Raw genomic sequence first — 18,312 nt, 5'->3', positions numbered from 1 at the left:
AGTAATTATATACTGTTATAAAAAATGTTTTGTTAAATTTTATTAATTATACCGTAACGGATATAAATCTCAACTTCATTTTTCAAACTTAAATGTATATAAATTTATGTAAGTCTTTGAGAAGTAAGCAGTTTGTATTAGAAAAAGGTTTTCAAAAGTTTCAATTATTTTTGAAAGTTTTATAATAACACTCTGTTTTCTCTTTATATGATACAAAAATAAGGTTTTTAAAGCAATTTAAAAACCTTATTTCAGTTTAATTCTTACTTTGATTCACAATTTATAATGAATCTTATTCTGTGTTTACTATCTAAGCAAATCCTAAGTCTCGTGATTGTAAGCCTCTTCCAAGAGTGGGTGATTTTTTGCAACTAGAGGAGCTTTAGCTAAAGACATTCCTACTAAATAAGCAAAGATACCTACAAATACAAATGGCATCCCAATTTCTAAGAAACCAAATGAACCATGCTCACGAAGCGTTCCTGGAGTAATCATTTGGTAAAAATCAAACCAGTGTCCGATAATTACAGCAATACAGATTACTTTTAAAATAGTCATTTTACGTTTTGCATTACGTGTCATCAATCCAAAGAATGGAATAATGAAGTTTACAAGTAAAATAACAAGAATATATTTTCTATAAATTGGACTAGAAAGACGTTCTACATAATAAGCTGTCTCTTCAGGGATATTTGCATAATAAATAAGCAAAAACTGACTAAACCAAATGTATGTCCAAAAAATACTAAATGCAAATACAAATTTGCCTAAATCGTGTAAATGGTTTTCATTGATAAATTTCAAATAACCAGCTTCTCTTAGCATCACGACAGTAAGTGTGATTGCAGCAATACCAGCTACCCACCAACTTGCAAAGTGATACCAGCCAAACATAGTACTAAACCAGTGTGTATCAATAGAAAGTGTCCACCACCAAGCAGCAACTGAAGAAGTAACTCCAAAGAATACTACAAATGCAGCAGATAATTTTACCATATTACGGTAATGTTTTCTGATTTGTGTAGGACTTGTAGCTCTATCTTCTGCTAGTGAGTTCTTACGAGTAAAGAAGTGGAATAAATACCAACCTCCAATAATTACAATTGAACCTCCAATGAAAAAAGGAATATTCAAAAATCCTTGTTTTCCTACAATGATAGAATCATATTCAGGTGTATTGAGGGCATACAATGAGCCATCTGTCCAGTGAAAAATTTCATGATACCCCCATCCAAAAGCGATAAGGAATAAAATTAGACCAACAGGTAAGAAAGATGCAAATGCCTCAGGAACACGTTTGAAACCTGCCGACCATCCTGCCATAGCAATATATTGGATAGCTACCCAAAAAACTCCAATTACAGAAAGACCTACAAAGAAGATAACATTAATCCAAAGATTTACTTTTACTCTTTTTGTCCAATGATATGCATGATGTCCTCCTTCTGCTGCATGTTCTCCATCAGCATGAACAGCTTCAGGATTTTCTAGCGAAGAAAGTTCATTTCCAGTCATTTCTATGGCAGCATGAGCTTCTTCGTGATGCCCAGAATCAGTAGCCATAAAAAATAGCCCAACTAGGGAAAATAGTACGCCTATCCCTATGATGATAAATATAGTTCGTTTTGCTTTTGCTGAGAAGACAAACTGTTCGTTTAGAGCCTCTCTGTCAAAATGATGATCTTTGTGTGCAGCCATTGCGATTGATAAAGTTTATGTATAGTCTGCGAAATAATTTCTAAAGACAGTTAAGTAATTTTCTATTAATTGAGTAGATTTCCTTACTTATAAAACAAAAATCAAATGAACTCCTAATCTTTATATTTGTAATTACACTACACAGATTTTCAGTTCGTAATTGATAATTCGTAATTCGTAATTGTTTCTACGGTTTTCCTTGTTGTAATTGTTGTACATAACGCACTACTTTCCAACGCTCTTCTGGATTAAGCTGAACTTTTACAGGCCACATACGACCCTTTCCATAGGTAATTACATGGAAAATCCAACCTTCATTCAAAGTCTTATAACGACCTGCTGTATAGTTTGGAACACCGTTATAAACAGCTCCTACTTTACCGTCGCCTTTGCCTTCTGCACCATGACAGGCTGCACAATATGTCAAGAAAAGATGTTTTCCATCTGCTAGTACTTGCTCGTCATCTTTTGGTAGAGGGCTTGTCCAAGTTTTCGAAGCAAGTTCTACACTATCTCTGTGTATTTCATAAAACATAGACGTTCCTTGTAACTCTTCAGTTTGGTATTTCTGACGTTTTACTGTACCCACAGGAGGCATAAGCATGTTAGTAACTTTTTTTCTTAAATCAGGATTTTCTGCCAATTCTTCTTTTGTATAGTATCCATAAATAGATGCTGGAGAAGTATTGAAATAATCATCAAATACAGAGTACCAATGATTTTCGTTTTCCACTACTTGACTAAGTGGCTCGTAAGGAACAGAATGATACATTTGAGGTGCATATTCAACTCCTGGATAATTTTCTTCTGCTCCACAACTTGCTAAAAGAGTCATCATTGCAACTCCCAAGACAGCGTATAAAGTAGAAAATGTAAATGTATTAAATAGCTTCATTGCTTTTATTTTTTATACTAAATTAATCTGTATAATCAGATAGGTAATAAAATTATTTAGGACGGCTCGTAGAACGCACCCCATGCTTAAATAAATCACCCAAGTATTTGAAGAAAGAAGGGTTATTTTCTTCTTCTGTAAAGTCTTTACGATTTACTTCTTCTGCACCTGCTTCTTGCAAAACAGCTTTGATGTCTGCTTCTGAAAGGCTGTTTTTTGCCAAATCAATAGCTACAATATGTTTATCATCTGTACTACGACGGTCAAAAATACGAGGAACTTTATGAGGTTTCAAATCTTGTGAAACCAAGAATGAACCTACCATTCCGAAGGCAGAAAAAAGAACAGTCATCTCAAAAGATACAGGAACAAAGTCAGGAATAGAGATAAAAGGCTTTCCACCAATAATCATAGGCCAAAGTGCGCCCATCATACCTGTTTGCATCGTAATTGCACAAGTAGTTCCTAATGCTCCAAACATAAAGGCTGCCTTTGGAAGCCAAGAATGTCCATATCCTAAGTTTTTCTCCAATCCGTGAACTGGATAAGGGTTAAATACTTCGTAGATAGAGATTCCTTTTTCACGAATATGATCAACACCGTGTTTAAGGTCATCTTCATCACTATATACGCCTAGTATATAGTGTTTATCTACTTCCATTGTATTTGATATATGTGCCATAATTTTAATGTTTATATCTGATTCTCTAATTTGTTTAATTAATTGTGATTAAGAAATTAAACAACATCAAAAGGATCTTTAATGGTATCTCTGTTTTTGTAAACGTGGTGATTAGATGATTTCAATACTGCTTTTACTTCTGCCATGTTTATCACAGGGAAAAACTTAGCAAATAAGAAGAAGAGAGTAAAGAACAATCCAAATGAAAATACATAACACATTACATCCCAAAGTGTCGGACTAAAATATGTCCAAGAAGAAGGAAGGTAATCATTGTGAAGCGAAGTAACAATAATTACAAAACGCTCAAACCACATTCCGATATTTACAATGATAGAAAGAATAAACGTAAAGACGATACTTGTACGAAGTTTCTTGAACCAAAATACTTGAGGAGAAATTACGTTACATGTCATCATTGACCAATATGCCCACCAGTAATCTCCTGTTGAACGGTTGATAAAACAGTATTGCTCGTAAGGAACACCTGAATACCAAGCCATAAATAACTCTGTTATATAAGCAATACCTACAATTGAACCTGTTACCATAATGATAATGTTCATTAGTTCGATATGCTCTAAAGTAATATAATGTTCTAATTTATAGACTTTACGAGTAATAATCATAAGAGTAAGTACCATCGCAAAACCTGAGAAAATCGCTCCTGCAACAAAGTAAGGAGGGAAAATTGTTGTGTGCCACCCTGGAATTACCGAAGTTGCAAAGTCCATACTTACAATCGTGTGAACCGAAAGTACCAAAGGCGTAGAAAGACCAGCCAAAATCAATGACATAGCTTCATAATGAACCCAAGCCTTTGCACCACCTACCCAGCCAAGACTAAGCGCACCATAAAAAATACGACCAAAACGAGTAACAGCACGGTCACGAATAGTCGCAAAATCAGGCACAAGTCCCATAAACCAGAAAACTAATGATACTGAGAAATACGTTGAGATGGCAAAAACGTCCCAAAGAAGTGGAGAGTTAAAGTTTACCCAAAGAGATCCAAATGTATTTGGAATTGGTAATACCCAATAAGCTCCTAACCAAGGACGACCCATGTGAATGACTGGCCAAATAGCTGCACAAATAACGGCAAAAATTGTCATTGCTTCTGCTGCACGGTTAATGGCAGTACGCCATTTTTGACGGAAAAGCAAAAGTACGGCAGAAATAAGTGTACCTGCGTGACCAATACCTACCCACCAAACAAAGTTGGTAATATCCCAAGCCCATTGTACAGTTTTGTTCAAACCCCAACGACCAATTCCGTTCCAAAGCATATCTCCTAAGAAATAGCCTCCTGCTACAAGCAGAAATAAAGCAAAAGCAAAAGCACCCCACCACAATGGAGCTGGACTATCTTCTACTCTTCCTGCAATATCCTTTGTAATGTCGTGATAGGTCTTACCACCAGTTACTAAGGGTTCTCGTACATCTGATATTATTTGCATGATGATGTAATAATGTTGTGATGATTATCTAATTATTTTCTTTATATATTTTTGAAATTAAGATTTGTAATTAAATATTAATTACAAATCTTAATTATTTTTTATTTATCAGTAATGGATTTAAGACTGTGCAGCCTCTACCATATCTTCAGCTGATTGAGGAGTTACACCAGAAGGAACAAATGCTTCTTCTTGGTTACGAACCTTAGTCAAATACCAAACATTCGGACGAGTATTAATCTCGTGAAGAACATTATAAGCACGTTTGTCTAACTCAGGTTCTAATACCTTCACAATTTCACTGTTTCTGTCATTCAAATCTCCAAAAGTGATTGCATTTGTAGGACACGCACTAGCACAAGCAGTAACTACTTCGCCATCACGTACCTTACGGCTTTCACGTTTTGCAGCCAATTTACCTTCTTGAATTCTTTGTACACAAAGTGAACATTTTTCCATTACACCACGAGAACGAACTGTAACATCAGGATTCAAGACCATTTTACCAAGAGCATTGTTCATGTTATAATCAAACTCTGAGTTATTGTGGTATTTGAACCAGTTGAAACGACGAACTTTGTAAGGACAGTTATTAGCACAATATTTTGTACCTACACAACGGTTATATGTCATTTGATTAAGACCTTCTGAACTGTGAGTAGTTGCAGCAACTGGACAAACTGTTTCACAAGGTGCATTATTACAATGCTGACACATCATTGGTTGGAATACAACCTCTGGATTTTCAGAAACTGCTTTCAATTTAGGATAATCAGAAGCTCCTGGACTTTCACCTGGTGCTAATTTAGTTGATGAAGTATAATAACGGTCGATACGCATCCAGTGCATTTCACGACGATTTTCTACCTCAGTCTTTCCAACAATAGGAACATTGTTTTCCATACTACAAGCTACCAAACAAGCCGAACATCCTGTACAAGTGTTCAAGTCGATAACCATTCCCCAGTGATGGAGATTATATTCAAAAGTATCTGCTGCATACTCATCACGCTCACGCTGACGAACTAACCAGTTATCTTCTGTCCCCGGTTTTGCAGTTTCTTTTTTATCAAATTTAGCAATTTCGTCTTTATCAGAACCGTAGCCATCACTATCAATATCCCAAATTGAAATATCAGTAGGTTCTACTTTCTTACCATCCATAGTAACTTTAGGATCGTATTTTTTAGCTATCAAATTATCAACATCTTGATAATCTTTCAAGATAGCTTCTTGAATAATCGTTTCACGACCTAAATAAGTTTGGTGAGTTTGAGTACGAGCAATCTTTTCAGTATCGCCTGCTGCTTCAATAGTTACGCCTTTTGTACGTGTATATTGGATAAATCCATCACGCATAGAAAGCATTTTGTAAGCATTTTCTCCTCTTGCCTCAACAGAAACTTTTCCTAAGTTATTATTTTTGTTTTTGTCATCATCAGCTTTATGTCCATAACCTAACGAAATTGCAATCGTATTAGCTGGCATACCTGGCTGAATAATCACAGGAAGAGTATATTCTAAGCCATCAACTTTGATTTTTGCCTGAGAAGTTTTTACTTCAACAGTTTCAAATCCAAGTTCAGCAGCTTTTTGCATAGAAACAAGAACAGCATGTCCCCAAGTCAATTTTGTGATTGGGTCTGGTGTTTCTTGAATCCAAGGGTTATTTGCCATTGACCCTGTTCCCATTACAGGAGAAGGATAAATGACTAACTCTACTTCACTTCCTTGTGCAGGAACAGTAGTAGTATAATTCTTTTTGATATTTGCATCTATGCTAGACCAATCAGCATCTGCATAAACTAATTCTTTTGACATTTCTGTCACAGGAACACCTACAATTTCTTGTGCTGTAACTGTCTCTTGATCTACTACAAAATCATTTTGAGAAAACTCTGTATTTACAATTGTAACTCCATTTGAAAGGCTATCAGTTGTAACAGTAGTTTCTGATACTAAAGGAGTAGCTTCTGTTTCAGATGCAGAAGTAGAAGACTTCATTTTGCGAGTATAAACTCCATCATGAAGTACTTTTTTCCAGAAATTCTCAAAGTTCATTCCTTTCATAGAAAGACCTTTGTTTTTCCATGTTTTACGTAAATAGGTGTAATAGTCACCTTCCATTCCTGCCCAAGTCATCAAGCTATCTTGAAACTGACGAGTATCAAAAATTGGATTGATAGTAGGTTGAATAAGACTTAAATGACCAGCTTTTGGCTCTGCATCATTCCAAGATTCTAAATAGTGACGGTCTGGAGTAAGATATGTACAGAAATTTGCTGTTGCATCAACTCTGTCTGAAGTAGAAACTGACAACTTAGCTTTAGGAAGAGCTGCTGCAATATCGCCTCCTCTTGGGTGGTCATAAACAGGGTTACAATTGTAGAAAATTACACTTGCACCTCCTTGTAAATCTTTTATAAAATCTGTCATTTGCTTATCATCACCTTTGCGCTGATAAGAAGGATTTTGCATATCAATCGTTTTGCCGTAGCTTCCTAATTTTTGATTGATTGCATTGACAAGTTGCTGAACATCTGGGTCATTTGATCCAGAAACTACAAGAGCTTTTCCGTTTGCAGCTTTAAGATCTTTGAGAAGTTGTTGATAATTTTTCTCTAAAACAGCATTTTCAAATTTGAAAGAACCACCAGCATTTCCACCAAGTGCTTTATACAAAGCTGCTACAATTGCACCTTCTTGTGATGGAGCAATTGGCAAACGATAATCTGCTGAAGCTCCTGTATTTGAATAAACAGATTCAATTTGATAATGACGAGACATCGTTTTTTTCTTATCTGAAATTTTACGAGTCTTAGCATATTGAACTGAATGCTCTACTTGTGAAAGCCAAAAGCCTAAGAAGTCAGCATTGATAGAAACAATAAGTTCTGCTTTATCAAAATTATAAGAAGGAACTACTTTTCTTCCAAAACTACGGAAGTTAGCCTCCATCATACCCGAAACAGAAACAGGGTCATACGACACATGTTTTGCTCCCGTTTTAGCACAAAATTCATTTATAAGTTTTTGAGTTGTCGGACTTACAACAGTCTGACTAACTAAACGAAGATTAGAACCAATTTTTGAAGAAATTTCAGCATCAACTGTTTTCCAATCTGTTTTTTCGTTATTTTTTAAAGGATGTTTTACTTTCTCGTTGTCATACAATCCTAAAACAGATGCACTAATACGAGCATTTACTTTTCCTTTTGAAAGAGGAGAAAATGCGTTTCCATCTGCAAAAATAGGACGACCTTCACGAGTTTTGATAACTACTGGACTTGCCTCGCCACCATCTACAAATGTAGAAGCATAATAGTTTGGAATAGTAGGAACTACTTCCTCAGGTGCAGTAAGATACGGAATAGCATTTCTGACAGGAGCTTCACAAGCAGTCAAAGAAACTGCTGCTACACTGAATCCCATCACTTTTAAGAAATCACGACGAGAACTTTTAGTAATGTCATCGTCTTCTTCTTGTGTATTGTCACCATAGGCATCTTTTATTTTAAGATCCTGTGGAAATTCTTTTTCAGCGTTTTGGATAAATTCAGGCTCGTTCTTTAATTGTTCGATGCCCTTCCAATATATGCGTTCACTTAATTTCATTATAGTAGGTTTAAGTAGTTGAGCGATAAATTAATAGTGACATTTAGAACATTCAAGCCCACCAATATCTTCAACTTTGAGTGGTTCTTTAGAAGTAGAATTATGCAACTTGATAAGATTATCATAATAATCATTTCCTTTTGCATTTACATCCCATTCACGGTGGCAGTTGACACACCAACCCATAGTAAGTAGCGACACTTGTTGCACTACTTCCATTTCTTTAATATTTCCATGACACGTTTCACATTCAATACCACCCACTTTTACGTGTTGAGAGTGATTGAAGTAAGAAAGGTCTGGTAAGTTATGTACACGAACCCACTGAATAGGTTCATTTTTTTCAATAGCATTATAAATTTTTTGAATCTCTGGAGAACCACGACGAAGTTCGCCATGACAGTTCATACAAACATTTGCAGAAGGAATAACAGCTGACTTGCCTTTTTCTACTCCTGAGTGACAGAATTTACAATCAATTTCATAATATCCTGCGTGAAGTTTGTGAGAGAAGTTAATTGGTTGAGTAGGAGCATATCCTTGTTGAACACCGATTGTCCAAAGTCCTGCAAAAAGTTCTTTTGCTCCAACAGCTACTAGCACGAATAATACGACACCAATAAAACCTGGGCTTGTAAAGAAGGCTTTGAAATCAAATATAGATTGAGTAACTACTGTATTTTCATCTTCTTCTAGTTTTTCACGCTTCAAATAGTTAGAAAGAACTGAAGTAAGAACAACTAATACTAAAGCAACTACCAATAAGATAGCAATAAGAGCGATTACAATTCCTAATAAAAGACCTGAATTTGCTGCTCCTCCTTCTTGTGTAGTTCCTGTTTGTCCTCCTCCATTATCAACAACAGCAACAGGTACTGGAACAGTTTTGATATAGTCTAAGATAGAAGCAACTTGATCATCAGAGAAGAAATCATGGTTTGGCATCATTTGTCCATACTCTTTATAGAGTTTGGCTGCATATTCATTTCCTCCTGTAATTGTCTTTTCAGGATATTTAATAAAGTTGATGATAGCTGCACGACTTGGCCAGCGACCTTCTGCACCATTCAATGCAGGACCTACCACTTTTTTGTGGACAGCATGACATTGAGCACAGTTTCCATCAAAAAGTTCTTTTCCTTGTGCAATTACTTCAGGACTTGCTCCAGCAGTAGCATCTGCACCATCTGTGGCAGCCGTGTCAGTTGTTTGTGCTGTTGAATCTGCACCATCTTGAGCATAACACTGTGTAGAAAGTGTCATTACAGTAGAGAAGACCAAAAGCATCAAGACAAAAGCAAAAGCACTTCCTGTAACATTTCTTTTAAAGCTTCGTTTGAATGAACGTGCCTTATCAGAATATGACTTTTGTATTAGTAGTTGTTTGAATAACATATTTTTTAAATAATATAGGTGGCAAGCACAAAATAATATGAAGATAAATGATATGAATCGCCTTCTTTCTTTGAAAAAATTGGCTAGTATATTTAGCTATTATGAGACTGTGCTGTTTTCGTTTACAAAATTAGTATGCGTATTGGTTTTTATCAATGTTTATTTCAAATTCTATCGAATTTTGTTTTTTAACAAAAAACATTAACTTACTGATTTACAGATTGTTGTGATTTTTTAAGTTTTCTCAAAATCTAATTTAAAATGATTCTAAATAATTTTAAGTTCTTTTTTCACTTGTTTTTCTAAAAAACAGAAATTTATAGTGATAAATAAAAGGTTAAAGATTGATACACTTATCTAGTAAGACGTTCATTTTCTAATCTTTCTTCTTCTAATTTTAGAGCCTGTTCGAGTTTTTATTTTTTCTTTCTTCTAGCCCCTTTATTTATGAGGTTTAAAATCATAGCTAAATACACAAATGCTTTAGCAGAATCTACAGTTTTCTCATAATCTACTTTTAGTCTTCTGTTTTGATTAAGCCAAGCAAAAGTTCTTTCTACTACCCACCTTTTGGGTTGAGGTACAAATGCTTTATCCTCTTTTTTTTCTCTTCTTGGACTATTGACAATCTCAATTTGTACTCCTGTTTGACTAAATATTTCAGCAGCCAAACTAGCACTTCTATAGCCTGCATCAGCAAGAATTTTAAAGAATTTTCTTCCTCTAAATTGAGCTAAATAAGCTAGATAAGCAAGTTGATTCACGTCAGCTTCATTGGCTGGACTAATCTCTAATTCTAGTAAATTTCCTTGCGTATCTACCAGTATATGCCGTTTACGTCCTTTTTTGAGCTTGTAACCATCTACACCTATAGCTTCCCCTCCATATACACTTTGTACACTTTGAGAGTCTATAGAACCCAAAGAGGGTTTAGCATTTCTACCTTGAGCCAACCGTTCTCTTGTGACCAACTTGTCCAAAAGTTTTTTGTACCAACCCATCTTCTGCCATTTGCTAAAGTAGTCATACAAACTACTCCAAGGAATACCATAACTACTGGGAAGTAAACGCCAACTACTGCCAGAACGAGTGATGTAAAATAGTCCTGAAAAGATATTATACAAACTGTGTTTGCGTTTTCTTTCCAAGTACGAAAAAGGTATAAATTTTTTCATATATTGCCAAAGAGCATCAGATAAATATTCATTAGTAAACATAGTCATTGATATTTTAATTAGTAACTGAAAATCAATAACTTAACTAATAAAAAAATCTGATGTTCTTTTTTATGTATCTAAACTCGAACAGGCTCTTAAAGCCTTACTATTAGAGATAAAAATAGTTTAAAAAAAATTAAACAATTTCAAATAAACTTATTGTTTACTTTATTCTGTCTATTTCACAAGAGCAGTAAATTACTACTCAAAAGTATTTCTTTTATCTTTAAAAACAAAATTAGTTTACTTGTTAGTTCTAGTTAGTTTAGGAGTAAAATTGAGTATCAGAAATAGTTAAGAGTTTTATTTAGAGAATAATAGTAAAAATATTCTAGTGTTGCTTTTTTTGCTAGTTTTTTTTCTTATCTTTGCGTCTTAGTTTTCGAAAACGCTAAACCATAAAATTATGTCAGTTACTAGATTAGAACGCAAATTGAAGCGTCGTCGTCGTGCATCTGTTGCACGTGACAAGATGCTCAAAAACAATAACTTTGTTCCTCCAATGCTTAATGTAGATGTTGAGGCAATCAAAGCAGAATTTGAGAAAAACAAAAAAGCGTAGGTCTATCTATAAAGACCAAAACATATAAAAAACCTTCACTCTAACTTTAGAATGAAGGTTTTTTTGTGTCGAACAAAAAACCTATTTATTTCTGTATAAATAGGTTTTTTAAAGATTTTAGAAGATAATATTCTATTCTAACTTTCTGGAGTTGGAGGAGGAGTTGAAGCATCTGCATCTGTACTAGGAGAAGCATTTTGAGCCAATCCTAATTTAGCTTTCAATTCTAAAAGAGAAGCCGACGAAGAAGTTGAAGAGCCTGCACCCAATGCCTTTTCTACATCATCATCAATGGAAGTATTAAGTGATGCAATTTCACCATACGACTCTGCCAATGCCTCTTCTTGTGCTACTTTTTCTTTCATACGTTCAAGCATAGAAACTGTACCACTAGAGTCGATTTGCGACATCTGTTTATTAATTTTCTTTGTTGCAGAACTTACTTTAGAACGTGCTTTCAACGTACGAAGCTCATTCTCATAAGTACCTACTTTTGACTTGAGCGTCTGAATATTTTGATTCATTTTCGAAACATGCTGCTCATGAGATGCCATTTCTTTTCCTGTACGGTCAGCTTGCTGTTGTGCTTCTTCTTTCTTACGGAGCATTTCAGAAGCCAAACGGTCAGCCTCAGAAGGGTCTAATTCACCAGTTTGTGCTTTTTGAAGTAACAAAACTGCTTTCTGCTCATAATTTTTAGACTGAGAAAGAAACTGTTGGTGATCACGTTTTGCACGGATAGCTAATGCTTTTAGCTCTGCTAATCCTTGAAGACTTTCGTTAAGGTTTCCTTTTAAATCACGAATCCCTTGTTCGGTCATCTTGATTGGATCTTCTAATTTATCTATTGCGCTATGAGCTTCTGCTTTGCCCATGCTAAAAAGACGTTTGAATATAGACATATTTATAGTTGCTTTAAGGTTCTGTTTATTTTTTGAATTCTTTTTATTTATACTTAAAAGTATAAATAAATTAGTAATTATGCGATGCTAAATAATTGTATAGCAATTTAGCGAGATGAAATTACAACTTTTTGTTTGACTAAAAAGTTAAAAATTATATATCAATTATTAATTAATACATTTCTTTTACTGCATTTGCATCTGCTTTTGCGAACTCTAAAAGATGCTCTGAATATTCTGCCATCAATAATTTGAGTGAATTAATAGAACCTTCAAGTTCGTTTAGGTCTAGATTTTCGATTTGAAGTGTATCCCTAAAAAGCAATTTTCTTCCTGTTTCGTCAAGCGAAAAAGCTCCATGTACGATTTCTCTATTTTTTTGAAGCAAACGAGTAAGTGTTTTCTCGTCGACGTGTTTTAGTTCAAGAATATACTGCTCAATAATTAGAATAGGATCTTCACAATCGACTACTAAATTACGAATGCCTTCTTCTTCATCGTTAATAATAAAAAGTTGTTCTTCAGCATCTTCTGCTGTGATGTCGTAGCCGAGTTCTAGCAAGTAATCTTTTACAATCTGAAAGTGGTCTTTCATACAAGTTGATAAGTTAAATTTGATTGAATGTTAAGTCTTTTGAAATAATCCTTTAAAATAAGATTTTTTTATCAAAAAAGTAGAATTAAAATAGATTTTTTCTAATTTTTATTGTTTATAGCTGTTTTCTCTCTACTTAATTCTGTCTTTTTACAAAAAAATAAAATTCTGTATTTCTGTATATACGAAGAAAAACGGTTTATGTTTGTGTTTTTTTGAAGAAATAGGTTTATAATCAACTTATGACATGATGCTAGGTTATGACTAGACACATTTAATAAAAAAGACTTTGCATCAAAAAATGATACAAAGCCTTTTACCAAAAACTAAATATCGTATTTATTTACGGTTTTCCACTACCTGTTTTCTTTTCAGCAATTTGCTTCAATAAAATCTCTACCGATTTTTGTAACTGCTCATCTTCATTATTTGCTTTTGCATTCGGAGAGTTTTCTACCAAAACATCAGGCTGTGCTCCATTATTTTCCATATTCATTTCAGAGCCTTTCACATACCAACCTCTAAATGGCAAACGAACAAAAGAACCATCTACTAAAGCTGCTCCACCAGTAGAAATAACCGCTCCAAAAGTAGGCTGACCAACAAGAGTTCCCAAACCTAAAGTTTTATAAGCGTGTGAGAAAATTTCGGCATTTGAGTAACTATTTGCATTACAAAGAGCAATAGATGGTTTTGTCCAAACAGGAAAAGGCAGACGCTCTCCATACGGATAATAATCAGAAAAACTCTTTTGATTTTTTTCTAAATCATCTGTTGCACCACGAGGAACAGTATAAGCATGTTGTTTAGTTGTCAAGATTGCCATTAGATAGTCAGTCGTCCAACCACCACCATTAAAACGAACATCAATTACCAAACCTTCTTTTCCTTCTCCACTTGCAGCTAGTTCACGCTCAAAACGCTCAAAACTCTCCCAGTTCATTCCTTCAATATGAATATAACCAAGTTTTCCATTTGAATATTTTTCAACTAACTTTTGGCGTTCTCTTACCCATTCTTCATACAATTCATCACCTAAAGAAGATACAGGACGAATGACAACTTCTCTAAGTTCTCCCTTTGCATTTTTGACTCCCAAAACAGTGCGAATATCTGATTTATCAGCAAAAAGATTATAGAAATTCTCAGTCATTTTGACTTCTTGTCCATCTACCGAAGTAATAACATCGCCTACCATTATTTTGCTAAATTCTTTATCAGCAGGACTATTTGGAATGACACGCATTACCTTTGCACCTTCTTTTGTCATGACGATTTCAGTTCCTAAAAGACCTGTACGCTCTCTTTGTGTTTCGGCTCTATCTCCTGCATAGTAACCCATGTGGCTTGCATTGAGTTCTCCCAACATCAAATTCATCATGGCTTCAAAATCACGTTCAGAGGATGCTTTTTCTGTCCAATTACGGTATTTTTTACCAAGTTCTTGCCAGTTTTCGCCATGAAATTTAGGGTCATAAAAACGCTCATTTATCAAACTCCAAACTTCATTAAATATTCCTTCTCTTTCTTTTTCGTAATCAATTTCCATGCGAGCAGAAAAAGGCAACCCTTCAGCTTTTCCACTTGCAACAGGCACTTTGAAAAGCGAACCACCACGAGCAACATAAAATAATTCCTTTCCATCAGGCGACATACTAACACCGTAAGGCGTTGTTCCTCCTTGTGTAATTGGTTTACGCTCATCGCCATTCCATTTTACAGAATATAAATCTTGGTCATCAGTAGAAGCAGACCAACCACCACGATTTGTAACAAAATAAAATGTTTCGCCATCATCAGAAATCACTAAATCAGATTCGTTGCCATTCATAGAAGTTACTTGAACCAAACGTTCGTGGATTCTGTCAAAATCAATTTCGATAGGTTCTACTTCTTTTTTCTTCTCCTTATCTTTGTCTTTATCCTTTTTGTCGTCATCTTTTTTCTCTTCTTTTTTTGCCATTGGATTATCTGGGTCGTCATAATTTACTTTCTCTTCCCAGTCACTTTTTGTTTTTTGCCAGTCTTTTTTATTCAACCAAACAAACCAAACATCAGCATCTCCATTGTTACGCTGCGAAATAAAACCTAATTTACTTCCATCTTTGCTCCAAAAAGGTTCACTATCAATACGAGGATGATAACTAATATTTGTAGGTTTTTTGCTTCCGTCTGCTGCTGCAATATATACTTCTTCATTGAAATACAAATCTTCTTGACTATATGCCAACCATTTGCTATCAGGCGACCATTGCAATCCACTAGCCGAATTCCAGCCTTCCAAAATAACTTTTTCGTTGCTTATTTTTCCATTCTTTCCATCAATATCAGCAATGATAAGTTTATTGGAGCGAGTAAAACTAATTTTCTTTCCATCAGGAGAAATATTTAGATTATCTTCGTGAGCAGGAGTTTCTGTCAAACGAGTAGTTTTGTATTTTAAAGTTTCAAATAAGCCATTTTTCTTTGCATCGGCAGAGTTTATCATAAAAATGTCTTTCTGTCCTTCTCTATCAGAAATAAATAAAACCGTAGAATCATTCAAAAAATCTCCCTCTTGATCACGAAATGCACTGTTTGTGAGTCTGACTGTTCGTTTATTTTCTTTATCATTTTCCATTAAAAACAATTCGCCACGAACTGCAAAAGTTACTAATTTCCCATTTGGAGAAACTGAATACTCTTGCAAACGATTACTATATGTTTTTCTCTCAATCGGGTCAAAACGATAATCATAAGTTACATTTACATCTAAAGGAGTAATTTTTTTAGAATCGACATCTAATTTAAAAACACCTGTTCCTTGCTCTAAAACGACTGTTTTTCCATCTTTACTCACATCAAAATGACGAACACCATCATCTTTAAAGGTAGTAAGCTGCTGAGTAGTTCCGTTTATTGTTCCTTCATCTGTCAAATTTATTTTATACAAATTATAACTTTCATCAGCTTCACTTACAAAAAATAAAGTACGACTATCTGACCAATCTGGGTGCATATCATTGCCTTGAAACGTCGTTAGCTGTGTATATTTTTTAGTTTTGGTATCGTATAAATAGATATCACGATTGGCAGCACCACGATAATTTTTTCTTTCAGGCTTATTATATCCATCTACATACACCACAAAACGCCCATCTGGCGACATGGAAGGCGTATAACCCAACGCATCTAAATAGCGTTCTGGTGTTCCTCCAGTAGCAGATACTTTCTGAATTTCGTGCGCCCATTCTGCTTGTGCAAAATCACGACGAGAAGTAAATAAAAGCGAGTTATCGTTTGTCCAACCAGCTAAATTATCTCCTGAAGAACGGTAAGTCAAACGCATTGGCATTGAACCGACTGTTTCCATTACAAAAACATCATCGTTTCCATAACGATCGCCTTGAAAGGCAATTCTCTTTCCATCAGGACTAAAATGAGGATTAAATTCGTAGGCTTCATGAATAGTTAGACGAGTAGCATTTCCACCCGAAACAGGCACAGACCAAATGTCGCCTTGAAATGAAAAAGCAACTGTTTGACCGTCTGGACTAATAGCTGGATAACGCAAAAACGGTTTTTCTGCTTGTTGTGCCAAAGCACTTGAAGATACAAAACCAGTACAAGCAATCGCCAAGGCTACACTTATTTTTTTGGTTTTGTTTATAAAATTCTGAATTTGTAAAAAGGACATAGTTTAAAGATTATTATGTCATTGGTTCTTACCAACAACGGCAAAGGTTTATTTTAATTTTTCCACAGACTAGGCAGTCTGTGATACAATTTGAATTAATTATTTGTTTACAAATTACGATACAAAAACTAAAGGCACAAATAATTACCACAATACGTTGTTGGGTCTTGAATTAGGTTACATTTTTTAAAGAAAAACTAGATTTATTGTGATATTTTAAGCATAACTATTTCTGATAGCTAATTTTATAAACTGCTCCTGCATAATCATCCGAAACCAAGAGCGCACCTTCAGGATTGACAATTACATCGACAGGTCTTCCCCAATTTTCTTCTCCTTCTAACCATCCTGTTGCGAAAGGCTCATAACTAATGGCTTTATTGCCTTCTAATTTTACTAAAGTAATTCGATAACCTACTTTATTAGAGCGATTCCAAGAACCATGTTCGGCAATAAAAATCTGATTCTTATATTCTTGTGGAAACTGATTTTCTGTATAAAAACGCATTCCTAAAGCTGCCGTATGAGCCACTAATTTCTGAACTGGTGGCACAAATTCCTCACAACTTCTTTTATCTCCAAATTTTGGGTCTTTCACATCACCTGCATGACAATACGGATAACCAAAATGAAGTCCTTTTTTGGGCGCATAATTGAGTTCGTCGGCTGGCGTGGTATCATTCATTCTATCTCTTCCATTTTCTGTAAACCATAAATCACCTGTTTGTGGATGCCAATCAAAACCTACAGAATTACGGATTCCTTCTGCAAAAATTTCTAAATCCGAACCGTCAGGATTCATTTTTGTAATAGAGGCATAAATCGGCTTTTCACCCTCACAAATATTACAAGGCGCACCCACAGGAACATAGAGTTTTCCTTCTGGAGAAAAAGCAATAAATTTCCAACCATGATGCTTGTCTGTTGGGAATTTATCGGTAATCAAAATAGGTTTTGGAGGACTTTCTAAGTTTTGCTCTATGTTTTCAAACTTCCAAATTTTGTCTATTTCTGCAACATACAAATTGCCGTCTTTGAAAGCTACACCATTTGGCGTATTCATATTTTCAGCAATCACAAAAACTTTATCAGCTGTCCCATCCTTGTTTTTATCTGTAATGGCATAGACTTTATCTTCACTTCGATTGCCTACAAATAAAGTTCCATCAGGAGAAAGAGCCAGCGAACGAGCATTTGGAATGTCTGCATAGAGTTCTATCTTGAATCCTTTGGGTAGTTTTATTTTATCTAATGGCAAACGGCTTGTAGTAGTGTCATCGGGTTTTTGTGCATTTCCGATTGTATTTGTGTCTTTTGCTCTTGCTTGTCTTCCTTTATCGTTGCAAGAAGTAAAAACAAAAAATGGTAAAATGACAAGGATTAGTAGATATGCAACTACTGCCTTTGAGAGAATAATTTTGTTCTGTTTCATAGTTTAAAAAATTTGTGTTTTTGTTGGTGTCGCTACGCTGAAACATCAACAAAGGCTGTGAAAAATAATTATAGAATAATGAAACAGTAACTTTACAATTATATGATTGGTTTAGAAAATAATAGATTTGTAATAATTGACTTTGAATATCAAAATTATTTTTATTTTTTAAGACGAGAAATT

The 18,312-nt window shown here is 34.8% G+C and carries 12 protein-coding genes; 1 reads left to right on the top strand and 11 read right to left on the bottom strand.

Annotation, left to right across the window (positions count from 1 at the left end; all coding sequences use genetic code 11):
- Window positions 1-321: 321 nt before the first annotated feature.
- The 7 genes from V9L05_RS11295 to V9L05_RS11265 form a co-directional block, all read right to left on the bottom strand.
- Complete coding sequence (locus tag V9L05_RS11295) at window positions 322-1,698, bottom strand: quinol:cytochrome C oxidoreductase (protein WP_338811980.1); 1,377 nt, start codon at window positions 1,696-1,698, stop codon at window positions 322-324.
- 187 nt (window positions 1,699-1,885) lie between these two features.
- Entirely contained in the window at window positions 1,886-2,593 is a 708-nt protein-coding gene (locus tag V9L05_RS11290; RefSeq protein WP_338811979.1) for a cytochrome c, read from the bottom strand.
- A 52-nt stretch (window positions 2,594-2,645) separates the two neighbouring features.
- On the bottom strand, window positions 2,646-3,275 hold the full coding sequence (locus tag V9L05_RS11285) for a DUF3341 domain-containing protein (protein ID WP_338793147.1): 630 nt from the start codon (window positions 3,273-3,275) through the stop codon (window positions 2,646-2,648).
- A 56-nt stretch (window positions 3,276-3,331) separates the two neighbouring features.
- Window positions 3,332-4,735, bottom strand: coding sequence for an NrfD/PsrC family molybdoenzyme membrane anchor subunit (gene nrfD / locus V9L05_RS11280; protein WP_338793148.1), 1,404 nt, complete (start codon window positions 4,733-4,735; stop codon window positions 3,332-3,334).
- A 120-nt stretch (window positions 4,736-4,855) separates the two neighbouring features.
- Entirely contained in the window at window positions 4,856-8,350 is a 3,495-nt protein-coding gene (locus V9L05_RS11275) for a TAT-variant-translocated molybdopterin oxidoreductase (RefSeq protein WP_338811978.1), read from the bottom strand.
- A gap of 30 nt (window positions 8,351-8,380) precedes the next feature.
- A complete protein-coding gene (locus V9L05_RS11270) occupies window positions 8,381-9,745 on the bottom strand; it encodes a c-type cytochrome (protein ID WP_338793150.1) in 1,365 nt (454 codons plus the stop codon).
- Window positions 9,746-10,161: 416 nt separating this feature from the next.
- Window positions 10,162-10,962, bottom strand: coding sequence for an IS5 family transposase (locus V9L05_RS11265; protein ID WP_338811837.1), 801 nt, complete (start codon window positions 10,960-10,962; stop codon window positions 10,162-10,164).
- A 406-nt stretch (window positions 10,963-11,368) separates the two neighbouring features.
- Here V9L05_RS11265 and V9L05_RS11260 point away from each other — a divergent pair, with 406 nt between their 5' ends.
- Entirely contained in the window at window positions 11,369-11,524 is a 156-nt protein-coding gene (locus V9L05_RS11260) for a hypothetical protein (RefSeq protein WP_014798305.1), read from the top strand.
- 137 nt (window positions 11,525-11,661) lie between these two features.
- Here the strand turns inward: V9L05_RS11260 and V9L05_RS11255 are convergent, their stop codons facing one another.
- The 4 genes from V9L05_RS11255 to V9L05_RS11240 all read right to left on the bottom strand — a co-directional run bounded on the left by V9L05_RS11255 (window position 11,662) and on the right by V9L05_RS11240 (window position 18,129).
- Window positions 11,662-12,426, bottom strand: a complete 765-nt coding sequence (locus V9L05_RS11255; protein WP_338793151.1) for a PspA/IM30 family protein — start codon at window positions 12,424-12,426, stop codon at window positions 11,662-11,664.
- 172 nt (window positions 12,427-12,598) lie between these two features.
- Window positions 12,599-13,021, bottom strand: coding sequence for a molecular chaperone Tir (locus tag V9L05_RS11250; protein WP_338793152.1), 423 nt, complete (start codon window positions 13,019-13,021; stop codon window positions 12,599-12,601).
- A gap of 343 nt (window positions 13,022-13,364) precedes the next feature.
- On the bottom strand, window positions 13,365-16,697 hold the full coding sequence (locus V9L05_RS11245) for a S41 family peptidase (RefSeq protein ID WP_338811976.1): 3,333 nt from the start codon (window positions 16,695-16,697) through the stop codon (window positions 13,365-13,367).
- A 226-nt stretch (window positions 16,698-16,923) separates the two neighbouring features.
- Window positions 16,924-18,129, bottom strand: a complete 1,206-nt coding sequence (locus V9L05_RS11240; RefSeq protein ID WP_338811975.1) for a sorbosone dehydrogenase family protein — start codon at window positions 18,127-18,129, stop codon at window positions 16,924-16,926.
- Between the last annotated feature and the right edge of the window lie 183 nt (window positions 18,130-18,312).

The sequence above is a fragment of the Bernardetia sp. Wsw4-3y2 genome (genome assembly GCF_037126295.1).
Lineage (GTDB): Bacteria > Bacteroidota > Bacteroidia > Cytophagales > Bernardetiaceae > Bernardetia.
This window is presented reverse-complemented; position numbering and strand designations above follow the sequence as displayed.